This window comes from Mycoavidus cysteinexigens, from assembly GCF_003966915.1.
GTDB lineage: Bacteria > Pseudomonadota > Gammaproteobacteria > Burkholderiales > Burkholderiaceae > Mycoavidus > Mycoavidus cysteinexigens.
Genome location: NZ_AP018150.1, coordinates 1,227,808 through 1,240,776 on the forward strand (window position 1 = coordinate 1,227,808; position 12,969 = coordinate 1,240,776).

13 protein-coding genes are annotated in these 12,969 nt (G+C 50.3%); 9 read left to right on the forward strand and 4 right to left on the reverse strand.

What is annotated here, in order from left to right:
* Positions 1-4: 4 nt before the first annotated feature.
* The 3 genes from MCB1EB_RS05130 to MCB1EB_RS05140 all read right to left on the reverse strand — a co-directional run bounded on the left by MCB1EB_RS05130 (position 5) and on the right by MCB1EB_RS05140 (position 2,250).
* The gene (locus MCB1EB_RS05130; RefSeq protein ID WP_045362437.1) at positions 5-820 is read right to left on the reverse strand and encodes a thiazole synthase; all 816 of its coding nucleotides are present in this window, start codon (positions 818-820) and stop codon (positions 5-7) included.
* A gap of 68 nt (positions 821-888) precedes the next feature.
* A complete protein-coding gene (gene thiS, locus MCB1EB_RS05135; RefSeq protein ID WP_431311533.1) occupies positions 889-1,077 on the reverse strand; it encodes a sulfur carrier protein ThiS in 189 nt (62 codons plus the stop codon).
* Between the two features lie 12 nt (positions 1,078-1,089).
* Positions 1,090-2,250: an FAD-dependent oxidoreductase gene (locus MCB1EB_RS05140; protein WP_232034152.1), complete on the reverse strand. Its 1,161-nt coding sequence runs from the start codon at positions 2,248-2,250 to the stop codon at positions 1,090-1,092.
* Positions 2,251-2,365: 115 nt separating this feature from the next.
* Here MCB1EB_RS05140 and MCB1EB_RS05145 point away from each other — a divergent pair, with 115 nt between their 5' ends.
* The 4 genes from MCB1EB_RS05145 (at position 2,366) to folE2 (ending at position 6,402) form a co-directional block, all read left to right on the forward strand.
* The gene (locus MCB1EB_RS05145; RefSeq protein WP_045362432.1) at positions 2,366-2,656 is read left to right on the forward strand and encodes an exodeoxyribonuclease VII small subunit; all 291 of its coding nucleotides are present in this window, start codon (positions 2,366-2,368) and stop codon (positions 2,654-2,656) included.
* Positions 2,657-3,541: a polyprenyl synthetase family protein gene (locus MCB1EB_RS05150; RefSeq protein ID WP_045362429.1), complete on the forward strand. Its 885-nt coding sequence runs from the start codon at positions 2,657-2,659 to the stop codon at positions 3,539-3,541.
* A 78-nt stretch (positions 3,542-3,619) separates the two neighbouring features.
* Positions 3,620-5,557 carry a 1-deoxy-D-xylulose-5-phosphate synthase gene (gene dxs, locus MCB1EB_RS05155; protein WP_045362426.1) on the forward strand — a complete coding sequence of 646 codons (1,938 nt, stop codon included), beginning with the start codon at positions 3,620-3,622 and terminating at the stop codon, positions 5,555-5,557.
* Positions 5,554-6,402 carry a GTP cyclohydrolase FolE2 gene (gene folE2 / locus MCB1EB_RS05160; RefSeq protein WP_026920661.1) on the forward strand — a complete coding sequence of 283 codons (849 nt, stop codon included), beginning with the start codon at positions 5,554-5,556 and terminating at the stop codon, positions 6,400-6,402. The genes dxs and folE2 overlap by 4 nt, the downstream gene beginning before the upstream one ends.
* A gap of 16 nt (positions 6,403-6,418) precedes the next feature.
* Here the strand turns inward: folE2 and tsaD are convergent, their stop codons facing one another.
* Positions 6,419-7,438 (reverse strand): tRNA (adenosine(37)-N6)-threonylcarbamoyltransferase complex transferase subunit TsaD, encoded by a 1,020-nt coding sequence (tsaD, locus tag MCB1EB_RS05165; protein ID WP_045362424.1) that lies wholly within the window; start codon positions 7,436-7,438, stop codon positions 6,419-6,421.
* A 257-nt stretch (positions 7,439-7,695) separates the two neighbouring features.
* Here tsaD and MCB1EB_RS12010 point away from each other — a divergent pair, with 257 nt between their 5' ends.
* The 5 genes from MCB1EB_RS12010 (at position 7,696) to rpoD (ending at position 12,968) form a co-directional block, all read left to right on the forward strand.
* Positions 7,696-7,851, forward strand: a complete 156-nt coding sequence (locus MCB1EB_RS12010) for an Rpn/YhgA-type helix-turn-helix domain-containing protein (RefSeq protein WP_161566180.1) — start codon at positions 7,696-7,698, stop codon at positions 7,849-7,851.
* Between the two features lie 156 nt (positions 7,852-8,007).
* Entirely contained in the window at positions 8,008-8,220 is a 213-nt protein-coding gene (rpsU, locus tag MCB1EB_RS05170; RefSeq protein WP_026920659.1) for a 30S ribosomal protein S21, read from the forward strand.
* A gap of 64 nt (positions 8,221-8,284) precedes the next feature.
* Entirely contained in the window at positions 8,285-8,746 is a 462-nt protein-coding gene (locus MCB1EB_RS05175; protein ID WP_045362421.1) for a GatB/YqeY domain-containing protein, read from the forward strand.
* Between the two features lie 127 nt (positions 8,747-8,873).
* Positions 8,874-10,760 (forward strand): DNA primase, encoded by a 1,887-nt coding sequence (dnaG, locus tag MCB1EB_RS05180; protein WP_045362418.1) that lies wholly within the window; start codon positions 8,874-8,876, stop codon positions 10,758-10,760.
* A 198-nt stretch (positions 10,761-10,958) separates the two neighbouring features.
* The gene (gene rpoD / locus MCB1EB_RS05185) at positions 10,959-12,968 is read left to right on the forward strand and encodes an RNA polymerase sigma factor RpoD (RefSeq protein WP_045365636.1); all 2,010 of its coding nucleotides are present in this window, start codon (positions 10,959-10,961) and stop codon (positions 12,966-12,968) included.
* Position 12,969: the final 1 nt, after the last annotated feature.

Consider the following 12,969-nt stretch of genomic DNA (forward strand, 5'->3'; position numbering starts at 1 on the left):
TTATTTATGGAGTTGGCGTTTGGTGCCAAAATGGCATGCCGACCACGGGCGTGCTGGCTTGGGCGCTCTCTTGTACCGGCATGGGCCCAGCCAGATAAGCGACGCGTCCGGCGCGGACTGCTTCGGCGAAAGCGCGCGCCATTTGTACTGGGTAAGTGGCTTGAGAAACTGCGGTATTTAGCAGAACCCCGTCAAACCCCCATTCCATGACTTGACAAGCATGAGAGGGTACGCCAAGGCCGGCATCGACAATCAATGGCACATCAGGTAGTCGTTCGCGCAATAAACGTAAACCATAAGGATTAACAATCCCTTTACCGGTGCCAATCGGTGCTCCCCACGGCATGAGTACTTCGCAGCCAGCATCGAGTAAGCGTTGTCCAACCACCAGATCCTCAGTGCAGTAGGGCAGAACTTTAAAGCCAAGCCGCGTGAGTTGAGCTGCTGCCTCAACCAAACCTATTACATCAGGTTGTAAGGTGTAATCATCGCCAATTAATTCTAGTTTGATCCAGTCAGTACCGAACACTTCACGCGCCATCTGAGCCGTAGCTAAAACTTCTTGTACCGTATGGCAGCCTGCTGTATTGGGTAAAAAAGAGACGACGTGGTTTTTAAGGGTGGTGAAAAAACCAGTATCCGCTGCCCCAGCTTGGTTTATCTGGCGGCGTAAGGCAACGGTCAATAACGCAGGTTGCGCCGCTTCAATCGAATGACTGAGGATTTGTAATGATGGGTAACGAGCCGTGCCTAGGAATATGCGGCTGCTAAAGGTCTGCCCATAGATCGTTAAAGTATCGGTAGAGGTGCTCGAATTCATTTAATCCTCAAAAGATAAGTAGACAGTGTACATTTTTTGCCCTTGGCAGGGTGCTGGCTGTTTAATGCTTAGCCGCCCATAACTGGCTGCACAACATCAATATAATCGCCATCTTTGAGCAGGTGCTGAGGGTAATCTCTCTGTGCGACGAATACCCCATTCACCGCTGCTGCAAATGGGGGATGTGCCGCAAATGCCTCGAGGGCGTCATCTAGGCTCGCGCCTTGGAGGAGTTCAAAAGGGCGTTGATTAATCATAATTTGCATAAGTCAACCTATAGGGTGCAGAGGGAAGGTTTGGAATAAGGTGGGCCAGCGGGTTCGCTGACGCCAAGCTTCAAATGCGTCTACATCGGTTATTGTACCGGCTAGAAGTGGCTCAATCATGGCTAACGCCTGCTGGCAGAGCGCCGGTGCAATTAAATAGCCGTGCCGAGATAAACCATTAATGCGCAGTACGCGCGCACCATCCCAGGCAATGGCCGGCTGGTGATCCGGCAGAGTTGGACGGCATTGCGTACTAAGCTCAAGAATCCGCGCTTCGCCAAATCCTGGATGCACTGAAAAAGCCGCGCTTAATAATTCAAGCGCGCTGCGCACACTGACTGCCGATTGATCTTCGCTTTCAATTTCAGTAGCGCCAATAACGTATATGCCATTTTCTTTAGGGGCAATATACAGAGGATAGCGCGGGTGCAAAAGTCGTAGCGGTCGGGTTAGACCAAGGTTGGCCACCTGGATCCTAATGACCTCACCTCGCACGCCGCGTAAGGCAGGCCAGCTTGGTTGGGCACCCAGTCCGCGGCAATCTATCACCAGGCCAGCTACAGGCAGTGCCAGATCGTCAATGGTCACGCCCCAATGCAATTCAGCTTTATGCTGAGCCAGTCCTGCCGCTAAAGCGGCGAGGAGCTGCCGATTATCGAGTTGACCTTCGTGCGGCAGCAGCAGGGCTTGCGAAAAACGCGTGCCCAAGGCGGGTTCTGCGGTTTGCAGCACCGGCCCTTGCAGTTTAACGATACCGGTTTGTTGTAAGTCGGCCGAAAGGTGGGCGCGCATACTTTGCTCAAAGAGCTGGGCTTGCGCGCGATCCGCAGCGTGCCAAACAACTAAGGTGCCATTGCGCTGAAAAAATACGGGCTCTGGTAATTGAGCCAAGATAGCAGGCCAAAGAGCCAGTGATTCTATGCCAAGCTCAGCGATCAGTACTTCAGCTAGCGCGGCTTCTGCGAACGGCGCTAACATGCCGGCTGCGACCCAGGCGGCGGCCTGAGCGCCAGTTGCATCGCCACGGTCATAAAGCGCTACGCGGTAGCCGCTACGGGCGAGCTGCCAACCCATTAAGCGGCCCATCAGCCCACCGCCGATAAGTGCAATATCAGGCGTGGTTGTGGCCGGGCGAAGAGCGGTGGGCGCCATAGTTTGGGGCATGGGTTTCAAAATTTCAGCATCAAATAGAAGAGAAAGCGCGCCAAATACAATTTGGCAACTAATTTAGCGTAAACAATCGGCATATAATATGGAATTTACTCCAACTTGAAAACCCATGGTTAAAGTTCCGTCCGCTCAACCTGAATCTGAAAACGATGTAGGGGAGAGCGCTGTCGAGGCGCCGCCTCATAGTTATGAGATAGCTTTGGCTGAGCTTGAGGTCCTCATTCGGCAAATGGAAGACGGCAGTTTGAACCTCGAGGCATCTATGACTGCCTATCGGCGCGGCGTAAGCTTAGTGGCCTATTGTCGGCTGCAGCTTGAAAAAGCAGAACAGCAAGTACGCGTGCTCGAGGGGGAAATGCTTAAGCCCCTTGAGACGAACGACTTGTCTTCAGGGGTATGAATGGGGACGGATTTTGCAATCTGGCGGCAGGCCATCCTCGCTCGCACTGAGCAAGCGCTTGAGACTTATCTGCCGGCTGTCACTGAGCCGCCTAGTCAGCTTCATCAGGCGATGCGGTATGCGCTGCTGGGACATGGCAAGCGTATCCGTCCATTGCTGTGTCACGCCGCGGGCCTAATCACGGGAGCGCCCTCGAGCGTGCTTGACGTCGCTGCCGCAGCGCTTGAAATGGTTCATGCTTATTCGCTGGTGCATGATGACCTACCTGCTATGGACAATGATGACTTGCGACATGGCAAGCCTGCAGTGCATATAAAATATGGCGAGGCGACTGCGCTATTAGTGGGCGATGCGTTACAGACGCAGGCGTTTATTACTTTAACTCAAAGTCCGCTTGAGCTCGTGCAGCAAGCAATCCTCGTCCGTGAGTTAGCGGCGGCCAGTGGCTCGCAGGGTATGGCGGGCGGGCAAATGATCGATTTGCAAAGCGTCGGTGGCGAACTTTCGTTGGCGGCGCTTGAAACGATGCACCGGATGAAAACGGGGGCCTTGCTAAGCGCCGCGGTGCGCATGGGCGCTTTATGCGGTCAAAATGCGGATGCTTATAAAAAAGCGCTAGATGATTATGCGGCTGCCATTGGGCTCGCATTTCAAGTGGTAGACGATATTCTTGATGTAAGTGCAAATTCAGCAACACTTGGCAAAACAGCAGGCAAAGACAGTCAAAATGGTAAGCCAACTTACGTCTCAGTGCTTGGGCTTGAGGCATCGCAGCGCTTGGTTAAACAATTGCATCAGCAAGCTCAAGCGGCGCTTGCGCCGCTTGGAAAGCAAGCGGATTGGCTGGCTCATTTAGCTGATTTAGTGATTGAGCGGGCCTGCTAAGCTTTTATTTTTTAGCCCCAGCCAGAGCGATCCTAGCTAGAAGAAGCACAAATCGCTTCGATTAAAAATGGAATCAAGATGAGTGAATTGTTAAATACGATCAATGAGCCGGCGCAGATCCGTAAACTGAGACGCAGTGAGTTAGAGCGTCTAGCCAATGAGTTGCGTGCTTTTGTGCTGGATAGCGTAGCCCGCACAGGGGGGCATTTGTCCTCTAATCTGGGCACGGTTGAGCTCACCATCGCGCTGCATTATGTTTTTAACACTCCTTATGATCGGATTGTATGGGATGTGGGGCACCAGTCCTATCCGCATAAAATTTTGACGGGCCGGCGCGAGGCGATGTCAACGCTGCGTCAACTAAATGGGCTCTCTGGTTTCCCATGCCGCACTGAATCTGAATATGATGCATTTGGCACAGCACATTCAAGCACCTCTATTTCGGCTGCGCTGGGGATGGCGCGCGCTAGCCAATTAAAAGGCGAAAAGCGTTTTTCGATTGCGGTGATTGGTGATGGGGCAATGACGGCGGGCATGGCCTTTGAGGCCATGAACAATGCCGGTATTTATGATGATCTGCCACTCATCGTGATCTTAAACGATAACGAAATGTCGATTTCGCCGCCAGTAGGGGCGTTAAATCGCTATCTGGCACGGCTTATCTCGGGGCGCTTTTATGCGGCGGCAAAGAAAGGCGTTGGACAAATTTTAAGCATTGCGCCACCCGTACTTAAATTTTTGCGCCGCATGGAAGGGCATGCAAAAGGCATTTTGGTGCCGGCTACGCTCTTTGAGGAATTTGGCTTCAATTATATTGGTCCAATTGATGGACATGATTTGAAGTCTTTGATTCCAACGCTGCACAACCTCAAAGAACTCAAGGGGCCGCAATTTCTGCATGTGGTGACTAAAAAAGGGCAGGGTTATAGCCTTGCCGAAGCCGACCCAGTGCTCTATCATGGTCCCGGAAAATTTAACCCGGCTGAGGGCATTCAATGCGTTCCGGCAGTTCGCAAAACCTACACCCAGGTGTTTGGCGAGTGGCTCTGCGATGTAGCTGAGCAAGACGAGCGTGTGATTGGCATTACGCCTGCTATGCGTGAAGGTTCAGGCCTGATTGAATTTGAGCAACGTTTCCCTAACCGCTATTATGACGTTGGCATTGCTGAGCAACATGCGGTGACTTTTGCGGGTGGCTTGGCGGTTGAAGGTTTAAAACCCGTGGTAGCGATTTACTCTACCTTTGTGCAGCGCGCTTATGATCAATTGATTCATGATATAGCATTGCAAAATCTGCCGGTATTATTTGCCATAGACCGCGCCGGTCTCGTGGGGGCAGATGGCGCAACGCATGCGGGAGCTTATGATATTGCGTTTTTACGCTGTATTCCAAATATGACGGTGATGGCGGCCTCGGATGAAAACGAGTGCCGGCAAATGCTGTATACCGCCCTGCAACAATCGGGGCCTACGGCGGTGCGCTATCCGCGTGGCGCTGGGCCGGGTGTTGCTACACAAAAGCAGATGAAGGCATTGCCGCTTGGCAAAGGCGAGATGCGGCGTAAGTCCACTCAGCCGGCAGGGCAGCGGATCGCGATTCTTGCCTTTGGCTCAATGGTGGCGCCAAGCCTGGCGGCGGCGGAGACCTTGAATGCCAGCGTAGCGAATATGCGCTTTATTAAGCCGTTGGATGAAGCGCTAGTGCATCAATTGGCTCAGACGCATGACGCCCTGGTTACGGTTGAAGAGGGATGTGTGATGGGAGGCGCGGGCTCAGCGTGTATTGAAAGTCTACTCGCGGCGGGTATTCACTGTCCTGTTTTACAATTAGGTTTGCCTGACAATTTTATTGCACAAGGCGATCCAGCGCGGCTTTTAGCCAATTGTGGTTTAGATAGCGCCGGTATTGCGCAGGCGATTCGTCAGCGTTTTTTGGCGCATGCAACAGAAAATTTAGGCGCGCCAAGCGCGCCAGAATTAATCATAGAAAAAACTCAGGAAAGTATTGTTTTATGAATGGATTGAACTCTGTGGCTGTCATGTCAGATGTACAAGGCAGTATTGACACCCGCCAAATCCCAATTCAACGGGTCGGTATCAAAGCGGTACGTCATCCGCTTACGGTGCGTAGCGCAACTGGCGCTAGCCAACCCACGGTTGGCCTTTTTGATCTTGATGTTTATTTGCCAAGCAATCAAAAAGGCACGCATATGTCGCGTTTTATCGCACTCTTGGGAGAAAGCACGGCAGATGCTGTGACGGGGGACGCTATCGTGCTTGACCTTGCCGGATTCCAAGTCATGCTGATGAAAATGCTGACTAAACTGGAGAGCACGGCAGGACGCATTGAGGTCACGTTTCCTTATTTTATGAATAAGACAGCGCCCATATCAGGTGTTAAAAGCTTGCTGGATTATGAAGTAAGCTTTATTGGCGAAGCGCAGGGCGAGCGCAGCCGGATTTTTATGAAAGTGCTTGTGCCGGTGATGAGCTTGTGCCCATGCTCAAAAGAAATTTCTTTATACGGTGCGCATAATCAGCGTTCGCACCTGATTATTAAAGCAGAATTGCAAGATGATCAGCTACCGGTTGAGGATCTGATACGGATTGCTGAAGAATCCGCATCTTGTGAATTATGGGGACTCTTAAAGCGGCCAGATGAAAAATTTGTGACTGAACGCGCGTATGACAACCCGAAATTTGTCGAAGATTTGGTGCGCGATGTCGCCAGTCGGCTCAACCAAGATGACCGGGTTGTCGCCTATGTGCTAGAGGCTGAAAATTTTGAATCGATTCATAATCATAGCGCTTACGCGCTGGTTGAACATGACAAACGGCAAAGTGGGCTAAAATCTGTTTAAACTGGCATAAATAACTCTAAATAGCAGCTAAATCCCAGCGCGGCCGTACGGTAAAAGCGTACTGCTTGCGCGCTTGCTCTGGCCAGCGCTGCAACCTGAGCGCGCCAGCTAGCGCAATCATGGCGCCATTATCTGTACATAGCGCTAAATCTGGATAATAAACCTCAAATGCGTGCTGTTGCGCCGCAGCTGTAAGTGCGGTGCGCAGTTGTTGATTAGCGCCCACTCCACCTGCTACAACTAGCCGAGCTAGGCCCGTTTGTTTCATCGCTTTTATAGATTTTGCAGTCAGCACATCAACCATCGCCGCGACAAAGCCATGGGCAAGATCTGCTTTGGCCGGCTCCTGAAGTGGCTGGTCCGATTGCTTTAAATGCGTGAGCACTGCCGTTTTAAGGCCGCTAAAGCTGAAATCGAGGTCTTTTGAATGAAGCATTGGCCGTGGTAGGGTAACCGCTCCTGGCGTTCCACTTAGCGCTAAATGCGAGACGGCTGGGCCACCTGGATAATCTAGCCCAAGCAGTTTTGCGGTCTTGTCAAATGCTTCTCCTGCAGCATCATCGAGGGTTTCTCCCAACATTTCGTAATTGCCAATATCGGTAACGCGCATTAACTGAGTATGGCCGCCCGAAACCAATAAGGCGACAAACGGAAACGCCGGGGGCGTGCTCGCGAGTAACGGCGATAGCAAATGCCCTTCTAAATGATGGATTCCGAGCACGGGCTTATCCCATGCCAGGCCAAGGCCATTTGCAACGCTAGCGCCCACCAGTAATGCTCCGGCAAGTCCGGGCCCTTGGGTAAAAGCGATCGCGTCAATCTGCGCAGGCGTAATCGCTGCTTGCTGCAAGATTTGTTGGAGTAAAGGCAAGATCCGCCGAATATGATCGCGCGAAGCCAATTCAGGCACGACCCCACCATAGGCGCGGTGCATGTCAATTTGCGAATGCAAGGCATGAGCTAATAAGCCGCGCTCTGTATCATAAAATGCGAGGCCGGTTTCGTCGCAAGAACTTTCGATGCCAAAAACGAGCATAAAAATGACGGATGATAGCCAAATGCGCGAGAAAAATGAACCTTTTGTTTTCTAATGCGCAGGGCGGAAGAGTCTTGAGATAATAAGTTGGCAAAGTAGGACGTCTTAAATATGGCCCTGTCTGATACGACAGGGTCGTACTTTTTTGCTATGCTAGAGAGTATATGAATTCAAATGATCAAACTGAGCACCCTCAAGCAGCTGAAGAGTTATTTAAGCTATGAAGCGCAGCATTACCTGAGAAGCAGGAGAGTATTATGAATTTTAACGAAAAATTGAGACAGGAAGGTGAGTACCGGAAAGCGCTCGCTAGCGCTAAAAAAATGCTGGCCGAGGGATTAGAATCTTCCTTTGTCAAGAAAGTGACCGGCCTTTTTGATGAAGACATCACAAAAATGATGCATCAGCACTGAGCATTTTTGCCCTTGCCAGGCAGTTCTGCTAACAATTTGGTCCCTAAGTACATCACTCTGAAGCATCGTCTGAGATGATATGTCAGCGTTTTACTTTCAATATGCTATAATCGATGTTTTTTGTACGGCCCTATTTTATAAACCTACGCTAAACACATGACCACTATTCGCGTTAAAGAGAATGAACCGTTTGAAGTAGCAATGCGACGCTTTAAGCGCACCATTGAAAAAAATGCGCTTTTAACTGAGCTGCGCGCACGCGAGTTTCGCGAAAAGCCAACGGCTAAGCGCAAACGTAAAAAAGCTGCTGCAGTCAAGCGCCATTTCAAGCGTTTGCGTAGCCAGATGTTGCCTAAAAAGCTCTACTAATCTTTTCGGCGTTGTCGGCCTGCTGCTTTTCTGAATGAAATAAACTGTGAATGGAAAGCGAATCGTGATTCTTAAAAATCGGATTAACGAGGACATCAAGCTCGCTATGCGAGCCCGTGATGCAGGTCGGCTAGGAGCGCTCCGTTTGCTGCTGGCCGCTATTCAGCAACGGGAAATTGACGAGCGCGTTGAGCTAGATGATGTAGCAGTTCTGAGCGTTATCGATAAGCTGGTTAAGCAAAGAAAAGAGTCTATCGTTCAGTTCCAGAAGGCTGACCGGCTCGATTTAGCGGCTAAGGAAGAGGCTGAGCTTGCTATCTTGCAAGTGTATCTGCCGCAACAGCTCACGAATGAAGAGATTGCAGCCGAAGTGCAAGCTGCACTGACGCAAACCAGCGCTGCTGGCCCTCAAGAGATGGGTAAAGTGATGGCGTTGCTGAAAAGCAGCTTGGCAGGTCGAGCTGATATGACTATAGTTTCGATGCAGGTTAAGGCGGCGCTGTCAGCCTTAGTATCCGCACGTTAACGAGCTGCGCTTATTCTCTTTAGGCAAACGTCTGCCTATATGCTCACCAAGGTGAGCCATTAGCGCTTAATCAATCACTTACCGATAACCAGAGAGTCGATCTCATCCAATCGGAGTCAGTTCTATAATGATTCCCCACGCTTTTTTGCAAGATTTACTCAACCGCATCGATATTGTTGAGGTGGTGGGTAAATATGTGCAGTTAAAGAAAGGGGGGGCGAATTTTATGGGCTTATGCCCATTTCATACAGAAAAAAGCCCGTCTTTTACTGTGAGTCCGGCCAAGCAATTTTATCATTGCTTTGGCTGTGGCGCGCATGGCAGCGCAATTGGGTTTTTGATGGAGCATACGGGGCTTGCGTTTGTCGAAGCGGTGACGGAGTTAGCTCAATCTGCAGGACTGACGGTTCCGCATGAACCTCAATTTAATGGGGCGGATGCCCACCCTCAGGGCGTGGCCACCAACCCACGCAATCTGGCAAGCAGCCTGACAGATAGCATGCGGCAGGCTTGCGACTACTACCGCAAACAATTGCGTGGCGCAACTAAAGCGATTGACTATCTGAAAAAGCGGGGCTTAAGCGGTGAAGTTGCGGCGCGTTTTGGGCTCGGTTACGCTCCGGCTAACTGGCAAAATTTAAACGCGGTATTTCCTGAATATCGAGCGCCTGAGCTGAGCCAGGCGGGTTTGGTGATTGATAGCCCAAAAACCGATGTGCAAGGCCAGCCGCGCCGTTATGATCGCTTCCGCGACCGTATTATGTTTCCCATCCGTAATCCGCGGGGGCAGGTGATTGGCTTTGGGGGGCGAGTGATTGAAAATGGCGAGCCAAAGTATTTGAATTCACCGGAAACGCCCTTATTTAATAAAGGAAGTGAGTTATACGGGTTGTTTGAAGCTCGCATGGCTATTCGCGATAAAGGTTATGTACTGGTAGTGGAAGGTTATATGGATGTAGTCGCGCTGGCGCAGCTTGGTTTTCCCAATGTTGTCGCTACGCTTGGCACCGCTTGTACCCCCAATCATGTGCAGAAGCTACTGCGGCAAACGGATCAAGTTGTTTTTAGTTTTGACGGCGATCTTGCGGGCCGGCGTGCGGCGCGGCGCGCGCTTGAAGCATCTTTGCCGCATGCAACAGATAATCGGATCATCCGCTTTTTGTTTTTGCCAGCGGAACATGATCCAGATAGCTATTTACGTGAATATGGGGCCGCAGCGTTAACCCGTGAGATTGAAGGTGCGTTGCCGTTGTCGCAATTTTTGTTGAACGAAATTCTTTCTAACAAACTTCTGGCGCAGCCAGAAGGACGCGCGCAAGCGTTATTTGACGCCAAGCCATTATTGCAAAGCTTGCCGGCCAATGCCTTGCGCGCCCAAATCTTGCATCGATTAGCGGCCCAGCTTGAATTGCCGCTGGCCGAGGTCACGGCTTTATGTAAGTTTAAAGACGCGCCGCCGCAAGCCATTCACACGGCGCCGGTACGCAGCGAACGGCGTCGCGTGACAGATAATGAGCAACGTGCGTTACGTAATCTGATTGCTTGGCCACGGATTGCGCATACTTTAGATGAAGAGGAGCGGCATGTACTGATGCATATTACGCGCCATAAAACATTTTTTGGAGAGGTGTTATCACACGCTCAGGCGCTCGGCAGCACAGCAAATTTTAGCGTGCTTTCGGATTTATTGAGAAATTCTCGCAATGCGCCAGCTTTTGAGGAGATTTTTCGCGAAATTCTTGTCTATGATGAAAATGTACGTGATTTGATGCATGGCAAGTCGGATATGTCGCATATGGACACCGATTATTATCAAGAGCAAGAACGCTTAGCGGGCGTGGAATTGCGGGCGGCGATTATTAAGTTACGCTACAGCTCGCTGTGCGAGCGGCGTGAGCATTTAGCCAGACAATTGAAATTATCGGCTGAAGAAGCGGTGGAGTTTGCGAAATTGTTACAGCAAACAGCAGAACTTAAGCAACGTTTAGCGGTTTCGCAAGTAGAGAAGATATAAAGTCTTAATTAAGATAAGTTCACATGTTAAAATAGTCGGTTTTAGCTGGCTATTTTTAAAAGCAAAGGTAGAATGGTAATGGCAAAGACGGTAAGCGAAAAAACGGCGAGCAGTAAAGTCACCGGGGGGCAGAAGAAAGCTATCTCCGGTAAAGCTAAATCAAGCAAAACCGTGGTTGAGGCCGCGCCAGCCCAACCGATTACTGATGTCGCGACTGATGAGCTACAGCAAGAAGAAAGTTCCGGCAAAGGTGAAAAAACAAAAGCTCGCGATCGTCGCGCCAAAGAGAAAGCTTTATTAAAAGATGCCTTTGCGTCGCATCAGCCTGGCACCACTGAGGAACTTGAAGAGCGGCGGGCGAAATTACGCACGCTGATCAAATTAGGCAAGGAACGAGGCTTCCTTACCTACGCTGAAATTAACGATCATTTACCTGACGATTTAGTTGAAACCGAAGCGCTAGATAATATTATCAGCACTTTTGGCGATATGGGGATTTCTGTTTATGAGCAAGCCCCTGATGCAGAAACCCTGTTACTGAGCGACAATGCGCCGGCGGTAGCCAGCGACGATGAAGCCGAAGAAGAGGCTGAAGTTGCCTTATCCAGCGTCGACTCTGAATTTGGCCGTACGACAGATCCGGTCCGCATGTATATGCGTGAAATGGGAACGATTGAGTTGCTTACGCGCGAAGGCGAGATTGAAATCGCCAAACGCATTGAGCAGGGCTTGAAGAACATGGTTCAAGCCATCTCTGCATGTCCAACAACGATTGCGGATATTCTCGCCATGGCCGAACGCGTGGCTAACGATGAAATACGGATCGATGAGTTGGTGGATGGCCTAGTCGATGAAGCTGCCGAAGGTGGAGATGAATTGGTCGAAACTGAGGTTGATTCAACCGAGGCTGAAGACAGCGACGCTGACGAAGCAGATGCTGAGGAAGAGGACGACGAGGGTGCTGCGGCCGAGCGGGCAAATGCTGCGCAGTTGGCTGAATTGAAACAAAAGTCGCTGGAAAAATTTGCCGTTATCGGCGACTGGTTTGAAAAAATGCGTCATGCTTTTGAGAAAGAAGGGTATCAATCAAAAGCTTATTTAAAAGCACAAAAAGCAGTGCAAGCTGAGCTCGTTTCAATTCGCTTTACGGCTCGTACGGTTGAGCGCTTATGCGGGACCTTGCGCGCGCAAGTAGAAGAAGTACGCGTGGTTGAGCGCCAACTTTTACGGATTGTGGTGGAACGATGCGGAATGCCGAGGGATGAGTTTATTTCGATTTTTCCGGGACATGAGACGGATCTTGAATGGGCAAAAAATATCATCGCTAAAGGGCGTCCATATAGCGCCACGCTTGAGCGTAGCTTGCCCGCTATTCAGGAGCTGCAACAAAAGCTGATCGATTTGCAAGCGCGTGTCGTCTTGCCTCTTAAAGAGCTTAAAGAAACCAATCGTCAAATGGCACGGGGCGAGTTAGGCGCTCGTCAGGCCAAACGCGAAATGACGGAAGCCAATTTACGGCTGGTAATTTCGATTGCCAAGAAATACACCAATCGTGGTTTGCAATTTCTTGATTTAATTCAAGAAGGCAATATTGGTTTGATGAAAGCGGTAGATAAATTTGAATATCGCCGCGGTTATAAATTTTCGACTTATGCGACTTGGTGGATTCGCCAGGCTATTACGCGTTCGATTGCCGATCAAGCGCGCACGATCCGAATTCCAGTGCATATGATTGAAACCATTAACAAATTGAATCGGATTGTGCGGCAAATTTTGCAAAAAACTGGACGCGAGCCTGATCCCGCTATTTTAGCCAAAGAAATGGCGATGCCTGAAGACAAAATCAGGAAAATCTTAAAAATCGCGAAAGAACCTATTTCAATGGAAACCCGCATTGGCGAAGATGACGATTCTCATCTGGGCGATTTCATTGAAGATACGAACACTATCACCCCAGAAAATGCAGCTTTGTATTCCGGCCTACGTGACTCTGTTAAGGATTTATTGGATACGCTGACGCCGCGTGAAGCTAAAGTGCTGCGGATGCGTTTCGGGATTGATATGAGCTCGGATTACACCCTCGAAGAAGTTGGTAAGCAATTTGACGTAACGCGTGAGAGGATTCGCCAAATCGAAGCTAAGGGTATGCGTAAAGCGCGTCACCCAAGCCGTTCTGAGAAATTACGGCCTTATTTGGTGAGCGGCTAAA

What these genes read in the sequence shown, in the direction of transcription:
- MCB1EB_RS05150 (WP_045362429.1), top strand. Translation starts at nt 2,657, where the DNA reads ATGGGGACGGATTTTGCAATCTGGCGGCAGGCCATCCTCGCTCGCACT.
- dxs (WP_045362426.1), top strand. Translation starts at nt 3,620, where the DNA reads ATGAGTGAATTGTTAAATACGATCAATGAGCCGGCGCAGATCCGTAAA.
- MCB1EB_RS05130 (WP_045362437.1), bottom strand. Translation starts at nt 820, where the DNA reads ATGAATTCGAGCACCTCTACCGATACTTTAACGATCTATGGGCAGACC.
- rpsU (WP_026920659.1), top strand. Translation starts at nt 8,008, where the DNA reads ATGACCACTATTCGCGTTAAAGAGAATGAACCGTTTGAAGTAGCAATG.
- thiS (WP_431311533.1), bottom strand. Translation starts at nt 1,077, where the DNA reads ATGATTAATCAACGCCCTTTTGAACTCCTCCAAGGCGCGAGCCTAGAT.
- MCB1EB_RS05145 (WP_045362432.1), top strand. Translation starts at nt 2,366, where the DNA reads ATGGTTAAAGTTCCGTCCGCTCAACCTGAATCTGAAAACGATGTAGGG.
- dnaG (WP_045362418.1), top strand. Translation starts at nt 8,874, where the DNA reads ATGATTCCCCACGCTTTTTTGCAAGATTTACTCAACCGCATCGATATT.
- folE2 (WP_026920661.1), top strand. Translation starts at nt 5,554, where the DNA reads ATGAATGGATTGAACTCTGTGGCTGTCATGTCAGATGTACAAGGCAGT.
- tsaD (WP_045362424.1), bottom strand. Translation starts at nt 7,438, where the DNA reads ATGCTCGTTTTTGGCATCGAAAGTTCTTGCGACGAAACCGGCCTCGCA.
- MCB1EB_RS12010 (WP_161566180.1), top strand. Translation starts at nt 7,696, where the DNA reads ATGAATTTTAACGAAAAATTGAGACAGGAAGGTGAGTACCGGAAAGCG.
- MCB1EB_RS05140 (WP_232034152.1), bottom strand. Translation starts at nt 2,250, where the DNA reads ATGCCCCAAACTATGGCGCCCACCGCTCTTCGCCCGGCCACAACCACG.